The organism is Bacillus sp. 22-7, from assembly GCF_010628845.1.
Lineage (GTDB): Bacteria > Bacillota > Bacilli > Bacillales > Cytobacillaceae > Cytobacillus > Cytobacillus firmus_B.
This window is the reverse complement of record NZ_NJQY01000007.1, coordinates 40,494-54,497: the sequence shown is the minus strand read 5'-3', so window position 1 is coordinate 54,497 and position 14,004 is coordinate 40,494. Positions and strand designations below refer to the sequence as shown.

The window sequence follows — 14,004 nt, the reverse complement described above, 5'->3', positions numbered from 1 at the left end:
TATCCTCCTTTGATTCCTCTGAGTCTTGAAATGGTGGTCTTACTGCCCGTTAGACTGCGATAAAAGGAAGGCCGGAATCGGCCTCCCCCCCTGAGCCCGCCTGATTAGCGGGCTTTTCACTTTCTAACAAGATCCCCAATCAGAATGTATCTCTGTGGCGCATCTCCAATAAAATTAAATGGGTAACAGGTGGTTACAGTCAGAGTTGCTCTAGGTTTAGGAACAATAACTGTTCTGTCGTCTGCATCGACAATCCTGATTTTACGCACCTTATAAGTGAACTCTCCGGCTGAAGTATTCACGACAAGCAGATCACCTATCTCTACTTCGCCAAGTTTACGAAAGACGGTATCCCGGTGGCCGGACAGGACAGAATTATCTTCTTCTCCAGGAAGGACGCTGCCTGCATAATGGCCAACGCCTTTTTCCAGTTCATCTTCATTAGTGCCATGGAAGATTGGCAAATCCGCTGATATCTTCGGTATTGACAGGACACCCATTTCTTCGCCCATTTTAGGACGGACATTGTAAAGGTTATGAGGCTCCGTTTTTTGTGCGGCCTTCACTTCTGTTTTTACATTGCTGCTCGGGGGAGCTATATGGGCTGAAGTCTTTTGATCATTCAAATATGGCATAAGATTTGAAGCGGCAAGCCAAACCCCACCCAAAATAAAAGCCAGACCAATAACTCCTTTTAACGTGAGTTTTCTTTTCACGCCTCTTACACTTTCCGTCTGAGTAAAATGGCAATCCCAATTAGGAGAAGTCCAATGCCTGCTATTACTCCTTCAATATAGTTTCCTGCTGTGTTTGGCAGTTTTCCGCCTTTCACAGTTTTTACAGGCTTTGAAGCCTGTTTTACTTTACCAGGATCTTGTTTTTTAATTACCGTTTCGGCCTGATCCAAATCGGTCACTGTGTCCTCTATCAGCTCCGAACTGAACATGTCAGCTGTAATAATCATATCTGCCAGGAACTGGCCTTGTGTATTATATAGCTCTATAAGCATGTCGTAGCCATTTGTATCTTCTAAAGCAATCATTTCAGCTGTTGTTAAATGGATTTTTTCACCATCTTTAAATAGGTAAAACTCGGCATCAAGCTGGAACAGATTCATCATTTCCTGCATAATGCTGATTAGTTCAGCAATTTCTGCTTCTGTTAAGTCATCGGCACTGTCAAACTCGCCAAATGCCATTAACCGGCTTTCAAGATCCATCATTTTATCAAGCAATTCTGGATCTTCGAAATCCAGAGTCATAAAATGTGCAAATAATGCTTCAAGTTCTTCATCGGTAAGATCTATATCTCCAAGAATTTGAGTCATTTCGTCATCACCGGGCATTTCATCGCCGCCCATATAAATGGAAACCATGATATCAAGATCCTCAATATATTCGTAGTTTTCAAGGGAGTCATCGTTCTCCTCAAGCAGAGAAAGGAGCTCTTCTTTTGTAAGTCCGTAATCATTTAATAGCTGCTGAAGAGTTTCGTCGTTAATTTCAGTGCCTGTATAGGTTAAAAAAGAAACAGTTGAATCCAATGCATCAAAATATCTAAACACATCGCTAACATCATCAGTTGGTTCCATTTCTCCGTTCTCGACCAGCAATGCCGTTAATTCTTCCTCATTTTCAAAACCATAGTCAGCCAGCAGCTGCTGAAGGTTTTCTTCAGTAATAGGCTCACCAAGATATTCAATCATTTCTTCGATTGTCTCGAAATCTTCAATACTCATATCCCAAAAGTATTCCAGATGGTCATTTAAGCCTTTTTCAGACCAATTTGTTTCCTTCAGGAATTTTGTCACTTCCGCATTGCTTGGAGCTGCCAGGCTGACAGCCGGAAACAGGCTCAACAAAAAGATCAATGCTATAACAATACTTAGTCTTTTCAATGGTGGTTCCTCCAAATAAGATAATTAATTCTAGAATAATATAATGGAAAAAATATTTTTCGGATAGAATTGTTATTTGGGATTTTATTAGCTATAATATTTGGTTTTTTTGCAGCAGAAAGGGACGGAAGAAATCCTTGTTTATCAAGGGATTTAATAATTGGGGGCATAGAATTCAGAACAAAACTGTGCGTGAAGTTCCTTAATGCACCATTTCTTCCTGTAATTAAATAAAGTTTAAATACACTTCCCTGCGAAGTAATAAATGCCAAATCAGGGATTGATTAATTTGTTTTATGTGTGTAATATTACACTAAAAGAACCGATTATAACTAAAAGAGGTGGATCCTTTGAACCCACAGACAGAAAAAGATCATCACGACATATTTCATGCTGAACTCACTAAATTGAAAGAGAAGGACTATATTTCACCAGAACATTATGAAATGACTATGAAAGCCCATCATCAGTACTATCAGGACCTTGAAGAGATGAAAAGAGAGCACATAAAGGCTGTAAATGCTGCAGAAGAAATCAGACTAAAGCCCATTCAGCCGGCAAAAAAAACTGTGAAAAAGAAGTTATCTCAGGAAGAAATCCGTGAAAGGAACATTTCCTGGCTGCTGAATATTGGAGTCATCCTGCTCCTGATCGGCGGACTTTTTGTTGCAACAAGCAACTGGGCGACAATGTCGAATTATATGAGAAGTGCATCCATTGCAGTGGTTTCCCTTCTTTTCTATGGCTTTGCGTTTATTTCCGGAAAGCTGCTGAAAATTGAAAGAACATCGTTTGCTTTCATTGTTCTTGGGAGTTTATTTTTGCCAATATTTATTTTGTCTGTCGGCTGGTTTGAACTGCTTGGCCCATATCTTTCCTTTTATGGGGAAGGACGCTATATACTTGGAGCGGCTGGCAGCTTATTGATCTTTCCAATATACGGTATATTTGCTAAGAAACTGAATTCCCGTCTTTTTGTCTGGTTTGCTTTTATTGCCCTGACTGCATGTGCAGGTTATATCCTGGCAGCATTCAGCCTTGAAAATGACAGTTTTTATCTAGGTTTAATGATTTTTAATGCTCTTCTGTCTGCAGCCTTTCATCGCATAAAAAAGCATACTTTCCTTAAATTATTTACAAGAGAAATGGTTTACTTTGCTCAAATCAATTTAGTGATCTCCACTTTATTGATGCTTATCTTTTTCAATAGCCATGTTTTTTACAGTGTGAATATCCTGCTGACTGCAGCCGTTTATTTATCAATGGTGTATGTAACAGGCAGGAAGGAGTTTCATTTCGTCTTCAGCTTACTGATTGTCTATGGTGCCTATCAGCTGATTGAAAACAGTATGTTAAATGCAGCTGGCCCGGTTTTCTATGCGCTTGCAGGAATTGGTTTTCTGTTTGTTCCTATGGTAATGGATAAGCAATATTCCTGGGAGAAGATTTTCAGACTGACCAGTGCAGGAGTTGCGCTACTTGCTTTTCTTTATATTTCAATCGAAGGAATCCTGTTAACGGCCGGGGAACCCTCTTTATCACTGCTGCTGGCTTATACAATACTCGCGGGGCAGTTTATATATTTGGCAAATATTATGGGAAACAGGCTGTTTGCTTACCTGGCACCTGTATTTTTAGCTTCTGCCCTATTCCAAGCAGTTCTTATGCTGGATAAAGCCCTCCCGTTCAACAATCTATCTTTACCTGTTTTCTTCATTGGCTTTGTGCTTTTTATCAGTTTCGGGTATCTGCTTAAATATCCGCTAATTAAAGTCGTGGAATCAAGCTCACGCGATGTGGCTGTCAGTATTATGCTGTTTTCGGCTGTGATAGCTGCAGGACTTCTCGATTGGCTTGCTGCAGGCACCGTGCTATTAATCTTCAGCTTTGTCCTGTACCTCATGAATAAGGCTGAAAATCGGATTTTTTATACAGAAACGATTCCCTGGGCTATTCCATTGTCAATCGGGTTTGCCTTTATGTTTTATGGTGAACATCTGCGAAGTTACTCAAGCTTTTATCAGAATGAGCTGGGTATGGCCATGAATACCGTAATGGCAAGTATAGCCCTCCTTATCCTTTATGTCATCCTTTCTAAGAAGGGGCACAAAACTCAAGCCAAAAACGTGTTTTTAATCTCGCTGGGATTTTATACAATCTCACTGTTTACAGCGGCTGCTTTGACGATCAATGAAGTTTGGATGAGACCTGCAGTATTTATAGGCGGTATAATAATGTACCTTGCCCTATATCAATTCCATAAGCAAAGCTGGATTCCGTTTGTGACAGCATCGATTTCACTTTTTACTTACTTTATGATTTTGATTGGTTTACCATTTAACTTTACATTTTTTAATTGGGTTCAATTTCCGCTGGGGGCATGGATCCTGCTTGGTGCGGCTTTTTATATTTCTAAAAAAGACGTTGTCCTGGCAAGAGGGTTCAGCTGGATTGGCCATATCTTCATGCCTTTTGCCATGATCCTAACATTTATCCTTTACAGGGAAGATAGTATCTGGCCATTTATAGCCACCCTGGCAGTCTATTGGATCAGTTTCAAGGTTTCTGCTAATGAGTGGAAAGAAAAGATATTCCTCTACAGCTCATTTATGACTTTGTTTATGGTGATTTTGACAGGTATGGGGCATATTTGGGAGGAGAGCTATAGTGAGTATGCTATATTATCAGTCAGCTGTGTCGTACTCTTATTCTGGATGACTGGTAAAACTCAGGATAAACAGAGGAGTGTTTACTTTTTTATACCCTGGTCTGTGATTGGGTTATTGGCTTTTCTGGCGTCCTATCCCTTTGGAGTTCTCCCGTTTATCGTATCTATTATCTATGCAGCAGGGTTAATCTTATATATGCATAGAACCAAGCTTGATATATTAGGTGCTATTCCATTGTTTTTACTGTATGCAGCAGTACTTAAATTCTTATTCATTAACGGTATTGCTCCAGATATGAAAATTGTGATTTCCGCTGGCTTCGGTATGGCTGCGGTTTTCACCGGCAAAATGGTATATGCCAAAATTTTCATGGGCAAAAAAGCTGATAGCTACACAATTATTTCCCTGCTATTTTTGCTTACCGCTTATCTTTTTCCGGCGGTTTCCCTATGGGCGGAAGTTCTCCCTGGACTCCTGATCAGCGCATTTTTATTTTTTCAGAGGAGCAGAGTGGCATCTAAATACTATAGGCTCCCTGAATTGCTGGCAGGAGCAGTATTACTGGAGCCATATTATAGTGTATTAAGGAATATTGAAATACCGGATCTTTTTTTTAGAGAGGCATATGTTCTCCCTTGGATCATCCTGATTATTTTTGTCAGGAAAGTCCTGAAGGGGCAGTACTCAAAGCTGACCAGTAAAATTCAGTGGGGAGTTCTCATAGCAGTATCGTTGCTGCTTGTGCAGGATGCTCTTTCAAGTAATACGGTTTATGATGCACTTATAGTCGGTACGCTCTCGCTAACCTCGATGCTGGCCGGCACTTTTTGGAGGGTAAAGTCTTATTTCTTTGTAGGTTCCGGGGTTCTGCTCCTGAATGTACTGCTTCAAACCAGACCGTATTGGGGGAACCTCCCTTGGTGGGCATACCTTTTAATCGCAGGCTCTATTCTCATTTCTGCAGCAAGCTATAATGAATGGCAGAAACAGAAAACAGCAAAAGGTGAAGAGCCTTTAATTTCTAAATGGAAAAATAACATAGTAAATAAGTTAAAAGAATGGTCCTGAGAAATTTAACCTAGCCCTCCATTATATGGGCTAGGTCTTTTTATTAACTTTAAAATAAAAAAGTAAATTTTCAGAAAATAAGTTGACTTTTTCCTATTTACACGGTATCTTTGTGTTAAATATATAACACTTATTTTATCTAACGATATTTAAACGTTATATTAAATTATTATCCTAATATTCTGGGAGGTCATGTCTTGATTCTGCATGATATTGAAACGGAAAGCCGCGATATGATAGAGGAATTGCAGCTGGACCGGCTCAGGCAGACAGTGGAGAGAGTATATAACCATGTGCCTTTTTATCGGAAAAAGTTTTTGGAAAGTAATATTGCGCCTCAAGACGTTACCAGCCTGGATGATATTCAAAAGCTGCCCTTTACTGTGAAAGCAGATTTGCGGGAACATTACCCATTCGGGCTTTTTGCTGTGGATAAAAAAGAAATTGTGCGTCTGCACGCTTCATCAGGAACGAGCGGAAAGCCGACTGTAGTGGGCTACACCCGGAATGACATCGAAATGTGGAGCAATCTGATAGCCAGGGCAATCTCCATTGGAGGAGGGGAACCTGGTCAGATATTGCATAATGCTTATGGGTACGGGCTGTTTACCGGCGGATTGGGCCTGCATTATGGCAGCGAACAGCTTGGCATGGCAACCGTACCTGTTTCTGGAGGAAACACAGAGAGACAAATTATGCTGATTCAGGACTTTAAGCCGGAGGTTATTTGCGGAACTCCTTCATATGTTCTCAATTTAGCAGAGAAGATGGAGGAGCGGGGAATCGAGCCGGCAAGTACATCATTAAAATTTGGGATATTTGGGGCTGAACCCTGGTCTGAAGAAATGCGGAAAGCACTTGAAGCTAAGCTTGGGATTAAAGCATGCGATATTTATGGGTTGAGTGAAGTGCTGGGACCGGGCATAGCTATGGAATGCCATGAAGCTCAGGATGGGCTGCACATTGCAGAGGATCACTTTTTTGCAGAGGTGATCGATCCAATAAAAATGACACCGCTTCCAAGCGGAGAAGAAGGTGAGCTTGTTTTTACCAGTTTAACGAAGGAAGCTTTTCCTGTCATCCGCTATCGGACTGGGGACATCGCCTCCCTTTCAAAAGAGAAATGTGCGTGCGGAAGAACCACGATCCGCATGAGCCGTGTGAAAGGCCGCATTGACGATATGCTCAGCGTTAATGGTGTAAACATCTTTCCGTCCGAAATTGAACGGTGTATTCTTCAAGTGCCTGAGCTTGCTCCCCATTATCAAATCCACGTGCATAAAAAGGGAAGCTTAAAAGTTTTAGAGCTTCATGCTGAATGGAGCGAAGAGTTTTATAGGGATATGGGAGAAGCGGAATTTGTAAAAAAGAAGATTCAGGAAGCATTGAAACAAAACTGCTTTATTACCATCAGACTTGTTCTCCATCCGCCCAAAACGCTGCCGAGATCGGAAGGGAAAGCTGTCAGGGTTGTAAGCCCGGCAGTGGAAAATGCAGTAACCTGAATGAACTATTTTAAACTCACTGGGGGTGAAACACATGTCAGAAGCTCTTTTCTTTCAAGAAATGACGGAAGAACAAAAATATGAGCAGTTCATGAAACGCATTAATGCAGGAGAAAAAATTGAAGCGGATGATTGGATGCCGGAAGATTATCGAATGACATTAATCAAATTAATTTCAATGCATGGTATCAGTGAAATTATGGGAGCACTTCCTGAAAAGGAATGGGTGCCGAAAGCTCCTTCATTAAAACGCAAGCTGGGCATCATGGCAAAGGTACAGGATGAGATGGGACATGGTCAGCTGCTGCTTCGTGTTGCGGAGGATTTAATGAAGCCCCTCGGCAAAAACCGTGAAGATATTATGCAGGATTTATTCAGCGGCAGACTGAAATTCCATAATGTCTTTCATATGGAAGCACCAACATGGGGGGATGCCGGTCTGATTGGCTGGCTGGTTGACGGTGCAGCGATCATTACCCAGACCAATATGCTTAACGCCTCTTACGGACCTTATGCAAGAGCACTTAAGAGAATTTGCGCGGAGGAGGTTTTTCATGCCCAGCATGGTGAAGCCATAATTATGGCCCTGGCTGAAGGAACCGGCGAGCAAAGAGCGATGGTTCAGGATGCGGTTAACCGATGGTGGGAAGCGCTGTTAATGTTCTTTGGCCCGGGTGATGCTTCTACAACAGGCACTTCCAAACAGGACACAACGATAAAATACAGAATTCGGACAAAGACGAACGAAGACTTAAGACAGGACTTTTTTACAAAATATATTCCCCGAGTTCTCTCGCTTGGCCTCACTCTGCCGGACGAGACGATGCATTTCGATCAGGAGCGGGAGCTTTGGGTTTATAAGCAGCCTGATTGGAATAGGTTCAAGGACATTATTAAAAATAATGGGCCAAAATCTCAAGAGCGGCTCGGCCTCCGGCGCACAGCTTATGATACTAACAAATGGGTGCGTGAAGCTCTCAATACTGCAAACTAAACCGTTCAGATGGGAGGGGTACCTTTGGGTAACGAAGGATTTTATCAGGAATATGAAGTTTTTAGTCAAAGAACAGATACCTCGCCTCTGCAATATCAATTTTCCCTGCTGGCGCCAAATCGGGAGCTTGCACTCGTCATGGCGCAGGAAAATTTTATGAGGAGAGAGCCGGCTGCTGATATCTGGGTCGTCAAACGCTCTGATATCCGGAAGATGACTCCGGAAGAAAAGCAATCACTTCAGCGTCTGGACAACAAAGAATACCGCACGACAAAAGGATATGGCTATCTGAAGAAAAAGTGGCGCCACTATGAGCAGGAAATGCTTGATGAAAAGGAAATACTTTCATGGGGAGGGATGAAGAAAGGTGACTGAGCCAGCAGGAAATATGCCTATCGACGCTAAGATTAAGCCGCCACTGACATCATTATTGTATCAGCTGGCTGACGATGATTTCATTCTTGCCTACCGTGGATCAGAGTGGCTTGGCCTGGCGCCTCACATAGAGGAGGATGTCGCCTTTTCATCCATCAGCCAGGATACCATGGGCCATGCGGCCATGTTTTATCAGCTGCTGGCTGATCTCGGGGAAGGCAATGTAGACAGTCTTGCTCATGCAAGAAAAACATCTGAAAGGAGAAATGCAGTCCTTTTGGAATTGGTAAATGGACCAGGTCATTATCTGTCTTCAGCACAATATGACTGGGCATTTGCGGTTGTAAGAAATTATTTTTATGCCCAAGCGAAAAAAATCAGAATGGATTCTCTGAAAAACTCTTCTTATCAGCCTTTAGCCGAAGTGGCATTAAAGGTCAATATGGAGCTTTATTACCACCTTCTTCACTGGAAAACATGGTTTATACAGCTGATGCAGGCTGGCGGGGAAGCCAGAACGAGAATGGAAGCGGCCATTGGAAGGGTATTAGCGGATTTCGAAGGAGTCCTGAATTTGGGACCCCTGGCAAAAGAAATGGCTGAACATGGCCTCATTGACAAGGAAGACGTTTTAAAGCAGCGCTGGCTGTTTATCATGAAGCCTGTTTTTGAATCTGTCAAACTGGCAGTCTCAGAAGCAGACCTGGCTATGAAGACTGGAAACGGACGAATAGGAGAGCATACTGCCGACCTTGATGACGCTTTATCCACTTTGAGCGAGGTATATAACATAAATCCAGCTGCAAGCTGGTAAGTTTTCTAAAGGGTGATGTAAATGGAGCAGGATCAAATATTGCTAAAAAACGTGTTAGAAGCGCTTCATAATGTTAAAGACCCTGAAATAGATACCATTTCAATCGTTGATTTAGGAATGGTAGAACAGATTAAGGTGGAGGGTCAGTCAGTTTTGATTAAACTGCTGCCTACTTTTATGGGATGCCCTGCCCTGGATATTATTCAAAAAAACGTTGAAGGCGAGCTGAGGAAAGCAGGGATTTTTGAAAAAATAGAAGTCCAGTTTATCTATCATCCGCCATGGACGTCTGACCGGGTAACAGAGACAGGCAGGATAAAGCTAAAGGAATTCGGGATCGCGCCACCTCCAAAATTCATAAGTGAAACGGGCGAATGGCATGTGGATTGTCCTTTTTGCGGGTCCGCATACACGACGATGGATAACCTTTTTGGCCCCACAGCCTGCCGCAGCATCTTATACTGCAAATCCTGCAAGAACCCTTTTGAAGCTATGAAACCAGTATCGACTATGATGTAGCAGGTATCTTTAAAAATAAAATCCAATACGTAAAACTATTAAAAATTGAGAGGAAGTTGACAAATGGTAAAATTAATCGCTCTTTATAAGCATCCTGAAAATAAGGAGGCATTTGATGATCATTATTTTAACACGCACGCGCCCCTTACAGCCAAAATTCCGGGTCTCCGAAAAATGGAAGTTACAAAAATTGTGGGCAGCCCTATGGGAGGCGAAGGGAAGTACTATTTGATGTGCGAAATGTACTATGACAGCCATGAAGCATTGCAGGAAGCCATGAGAACAGACGAAGGCAAGGCATCAGGCAAAGACGCCATGAAATTTGCAGGTGATATTATCACACTTATGATCGGTGAGGAAGCAGATGAGTAAAAGCTATGAAACCATTGAAGTTTCACAGCAAGGAAAACTTGGATTAATCGTTTTGAACCGGCCCAAGGTTCTAAATGCTATTAATCGCACGATGGTTTCAGAGATTCTTGCTGCAATGGAGGGCTTTGAGGCAGACTCAACCGTCAAGGCCATCGTATTAAGCGGCAATGGAAGAGCCTTTGCAGCCGGGGCAGACATTGATGAAATGGCAAATGATCATGCGATCGATTTTGAGCTTCGCAATCAATTTAAAGATTGGGATCGGCTGGCCATGATCAAGAAACCGATTATCGGAGCGGTGCAGGGCTTTGCCCTTGGCGGAGGCTTTGAGCTAGCGTTATGCTGTGATTTGCTTTATGCGGCGGATAATGCTGAATTTGGGTTTCCGGAGGTGAACCTTGGCGTTATGCCTGGTGCAGGCGGCACGCAAAGGCTTACTAAGCTTGTCGGAAAAACGAAAGCAATGGAATGGCTTTTTACCGGCAAAAGAATCTCGGCGAGGGAAGCGCTTCACCACGGCATCGTCAACCAGCTTATAGCAGAAGAGCTTCTGATGGAAGAAACAATGAAAGCGGCTGAGCATATTTCCAGCCAGGCGCCAATCGCCATACGCCTCATAAAAGAAGCGGTCCTAAAGGCAGTTGACACTCCTTTAAATGAAGGAATGGAATTCGAAAGAAAGAATTTTTACCTATTATTCTCGACAGAAGATCAAAAAGAAGGAATGAATGCCTTTATTGAAAAACGCAAGCCTCATTTTAAAGGAAAGTAGAGGAGGTGTACATAGCGAATGTTTGAAACTGTTAAATACGAGGTCGGAAACGGTGTAGCATGGATTACCTTAAACCGGCCGGATAAGCTGAATGCGTTCACCGAACAGCTGAATAAAGAGGTTCAGCATTCCGTAAAACAGGCAAGCAGAGATAAAGAAGTCAGATGTCTTGTCATTACAGGTGAAGGACGTGCATTCTGCTCCGGCCAGGATCTTCAGGGTGTAAATGAGGACATGGATCATGGTGAGGTTCTTCGGCAGTTCTATAATCCAATGGTGATGGAGATTCATAGATGCGAAAAACCTATTATCGCGGCTGTTAATGGGGTGGCAGCAGGTGCCGGAATGAGTCTTGCGTTAGCCTGCGATTTCAGGCTCCTGTCTGAAAAAGCCAGTTTTTTAGAAGCTTTTATTCATGTCGGGCTTGTGCCTGATGCCGGCAATCTATACTTTCTGCCAAAACTTATCGGTCATGCCAAAGCTATGGAGCTTGCTGTGCTTGGTGAAAAAATTAATGCAGAGGAAGCCAAAGAGCTGGGCCTTGCTACTAAGGTAATTCCTATGGAGCAATGGCAGGCTGAAATAACTGCTTTTGCAGAAAGGCTTGCCAGTATGCCGACAGCGGCGATTGCTGTAATCAAGAAAAACCTGAAAGCGAGCTGGGATTCAACTCTGGAAGAAAGTCTGGAGCGGGATGCACAAGGACAGCGGATTGCGGGCCTTACTCTTGATCATAAAGAGGGTGTAGCGGCATTTATGCAAAAGCGGAAGCCTGTGTTTCAAGGGAAATAACCTTTATAAAACTATAAAACTTAGAATTACTTTTAGAATATTTGCCCGTTATATGGTTTGCGAGCATCTCGTATCGGGTGCTCGTCTTTTTTTAAACTGAAAGGAGGAGTATACCTTGAAAAATATTGTCGTGATCGGTTCAGGTGTCATGGGGCGCGGGATTGCGTATGTAAGTGCAGTCGGGGGCTTCCATACAACCATTGTAGATATCAGCCAGGAGCAATTAATCCGTGCGGAAAAAGAGATTGACAGCATCTTTGAAAAAGGGCTCGCGAGGAAGAAAATTACAGCTGCTGATATGGAAGAAAGCAAGAACCGGCTTAACTATTCTGTAAGTATTGCACAGCATGTAAGTGAAGCAGATCTTGTTATTGAAGCCGTCCCTGAAGTGATGGATATAAAGAGAAATATTTTTGAAGTGATCGATCAGCACGCTTCAGAGCATTGCTGTTTTGCAACAAACACCTCTACCATGAGTCCAACTGAGATTGGGTCCTTTACCAATCGCCCGGACAAAGTGATTGCCATGCATTTCTTTAACCCGGTCCATAAAATGCCGCTTGTAGAAATTATTAAAGGGCTTGAAACGAGCGAAGAAACAGCACAGTTAATAAAACATGCTGCCGAGCAAATGGGAAAAGAAACAGTCGTCATAAATGAGTTTCCGGGCTTTGTGACGAGCAGGATCAGCGCGCTCGTGGGAAATGAGGCATTTTATATGCTCCAGGAAGGTCTCGGTACTCCCGAAGAAATTGATAAAGCCATTAAGCTTGGTCTGAACTATCCCATGGGCCCCTTCGAACTGGGCGACCTTGTCGGCCTCGATACACGCCTGAATAATTTAAAATACCTTCACAGCAAGCTGGGTGAAAAATACCGGCCGGCACCGCTGCTTGAACAGTATGTGAAAGCTGGCAGGCTTGGTCGTAAAACGGGCAGAGGTGTTTATGATTACACTGCCAGAGAGGAAGTCAGGCAATGAGAAAAGCAGTAATCGTTGATGCCGTCCGAACTCCGATTGGAAGATATAAAGGCGGGTTAAAGGATATCCGTCCCGATGATTTGGGAGCTATCGTTATTAAGGCCCTGCTGGATAGAAACCCCGTAGTGGACCCTGCAGAAATTGAAGAGGTCATAATGGGAAATGCAAATCAGGCAGGAGAAGATAATCGCAATGTCGCCAGGATGGCAGCCTTGCTCGCCGGTTTGCCTGTCGAAGTGGCTGCTTCAACGGTTAACCGGCTTTGCGGATCTGGTTTAGATGCGGTTAATTATGCTGCACGCGCTATTTTGGCAGGAGAAGGAAATATTTTTATTGCCGGTGGTACGGAAAGCATGACCCGTGCACCATTTGTCATGGCAAAGCCAAGCAGCGAGTTTCCAAGAGGGAATATGGAAATGTATGACACAACCATCGGCTGGCGATTTACAAACAGCAGGCTTGAGAATATGTATGGTGCCGAAAGCATGCCTAAGACGGCAGAAAATGTTGCAGAGAAATATGGTATATCCCGAGAAGAACAGGACCAGTTTGCACTTGAAAGCCAGAAGAGAGCAAAATCAGCTATTGAAAACGGGTTATTTGACGATGAAATCATTCCTGTTACATACATGGATAAAAAAGGGAAAGAAATCACGATTTCACATGATGAGCATCCCCGTCCGGAAACAACTTATGAAAAGCTCTCAAGTTTAAAGCCTATCTTCCAGGGGGGAACTGTTACGGCCGGAAATGCTTCAGGGGTTAACGACGGTGCCTCTGCATTGCTGCTGATGTCTGAGGAAAAAGCCCGTGAACTGGGATTAAAGCCCCTCGGATCTTATATTGTTTCCGCAGCAGCAGGGCTTGAACCGTCGATTATGGGAGCAGGTCCTGTTTATTCCACTCAGAAAGCCTTAAAGAGGGCGGGACTTGCCATGAGTGATATAGATTTAACTGAATTAAATGAAGCGTTTGCTTCACAATCCCTCGCCTGCATCAAAGAACTGGGCGCAGATCCGGAACGGGTAAACGTGAATGGGGGAGCGATTGCATTTGGCCATCCGCTTGGGGCGAGCGGCGCACGTATCCTGACAACATTATTGCATGAGATGAAGCGCAGGAATTCTAAATATGGCCTGGCAACGATGTGTGTGGGTGTCGGGCAGGGGATATCAACAATTGTTGAGCGCTGACCATAGAGGCATTATACTCTATGGTTTTTAAAGCTCTTAACGATTTTAGCGT

General features: G+C 43.2%; 13 protein-coding genes. 11 read left to right on the top strand and 2 right to left on the bottom strand.

All coding sequences use genetic code 11. The features are described from left to right. Positions 1-116 precede the first annotated feature (116 nt). Positions 117-716: a class D sortase gene (locus tag CE058_RS06255; RefSeq protein WP_163141270.1), complete on the bottom strand. Its 600-nt coding sequence runs from the start codon at positions 714-716 to the stop codon at positions 117-119. Positions 717-721: 5 nt separating this feature from the next. Next, entirely contained in the window at positions 722-1,897 is a 1,176-nt protein-coding gene (locus tag CE058_RS06250) for a processed acidic surface protein (RefSeq protein WP_163141267.1), read from the bottom strand. Positions 1,898-2,247: 350 nt separating this feature from the next. On the opposite strand from CE058_RS06250, the gene CE058_RS06245 reads away from it, so the two are divergent. The 11 genes from CE058_RS06245 to CE058_RS06195 all read left to right on the top strand — a co-directional run bounded on the left by CE058_RS06245 (position 2,248) and on the right by CE058_RS06195 (position 13,952). Then, positions 2,248-5,634 carry a hypothetical protein gene (locus CE058_RS06245; protein ID WP_163141264.1) on the top strand — a complete coding sequence of 1,129 codons (3,387 nt, stop codon included), beginning with the start codon at positions 2,248-2,250 and terminating at the stop codon, positions 5,632-5,634. A gap of 197 nt (positions 5,635-5,831) precedes the next feature. Then, the gene (locus CE058_RS06240; protein ID WP_163141261.1) at positions 5,832-7,139 is read left to right on the top strand and encodes a phenylacetate--CoA ligase family protein; all 1,308 of its coding nucleotides are present in this window, start codon (positions 5,832-5,834) and stop codon (positions 7,137-7,139) included. Between the two features lie 34 nt (positions 7,140-7,173). Next, positions 7,174-8,133: a 1,2-phenylacetyl-CoA epoxidase subunit PaaA gene (paaA, locus tag CE058_RS06235; protein WP_048010149.1), complete on the top strand. Its 960-nt coding sequence runs from the start codon at positions 7,174-7,176 to the stop codon at positions 8,131-8,133. 24 nt (positions 8,134-8,157) lie between these two features. Beyond that, positions 8,158-8,508 (top strand): 1,2-phenylacetyl-CoA epoxidase subunit PaaB, encoded by a 351-nt coding sequence (gene paaB, locus CE058_RS06230; protein ID WP_156185173.1) that lies wholly within the window; start codon positions 8,158-8,160, stop codon positions 8,506-8,508. 13 nt (positions 8,509-8,521) lie between these two features. Beyond that, entirely contained in the window at positions 8,522-9,322 is an 801-nt protein-coding gene (gene paaC, locus CE058_RS06225) for a 1,2-phenylacetyl-CoA epoxidase subunit PaaC (RefSeq protein WP_204260524.1), read from the top strand. 21 nt (positions 9,323-9,343) lie between these two features. Next, complete coding sequence (gene paaD, locus CE058_RS06220) at positions 9,344-9,841, top strand: 1,2-phenylacetyl-CoA epoxidase subunit PaaD (RefSeq protein WP_163141255.1); 498 nt, start codon at positions 9,344-9,346, stop codon at positions 9,839-9,841. A 63-nt stretch (positions 9,842-9,904) separates the two neighbouring features. Then, a complete protein-coding gene (locus CE058_RS06215) occupies positions 9,905-10,213 on the top strand; it encodes an EthD family reductase (RefSeq protein WP_009334759.1) in 309 nt (102 codons plus the stop codon). Continuing rightward, positions 10,206-10,985 carry an enoyl-CoA hydratase-related protein gene (locus tag CE058_RS06210; protein ID WP_048010145.1) on the top strand — a complete coding sequence of 260 codons (780 nt, stop codon included), beginning with the start codon at positions 10,206-10,208 and terminating at the stop codon, positions 10,983-10,985. Before CE058_RS06215 ends, CE058_RS06210 begins: the two co-directional genes overlap by 8 nt. 18 nt (positions 10,986-11,003) lie before the next feature. Beyond that, entirely contained in the window at positions 11,004-11,777 is a 774-nt protein-coding gene (locus tag CE058_RS06205) for an enoyl-CoA hydratase-related protein (protein ID WP_048010144.1), read from the top strand. 115 nt (positions 11,778-11,892) lie between these two features. Next, positions 11,893-12,759, top strand: coding sequence for a 3-hydroxyacyl-CoA dehydrogenase (locus tag CE058_RS06200; RefSeq protein WP_163141252.1), 867 nt, complete (start codon positions 11,893-11,895; stop codon positions 12,757-12,759). Then, positions 12,756-13,952: a thiolase family protein gene (locus CE058_RS06195; RefSeq protein ID WP_163141249.1), complete on the top strand. Its 1,197-nt coding sequence runs from the start codon at positions 12,756-12,758 to the stop codon at positions 13,950-13,952. Before CE058_RS06200 ends, CE058_RS06195 begins: the two co-directional genes overlap by 4 nt. The last annotated feature ends 52 nt before the right edge of the window (positions 13,953-14,004 follow it).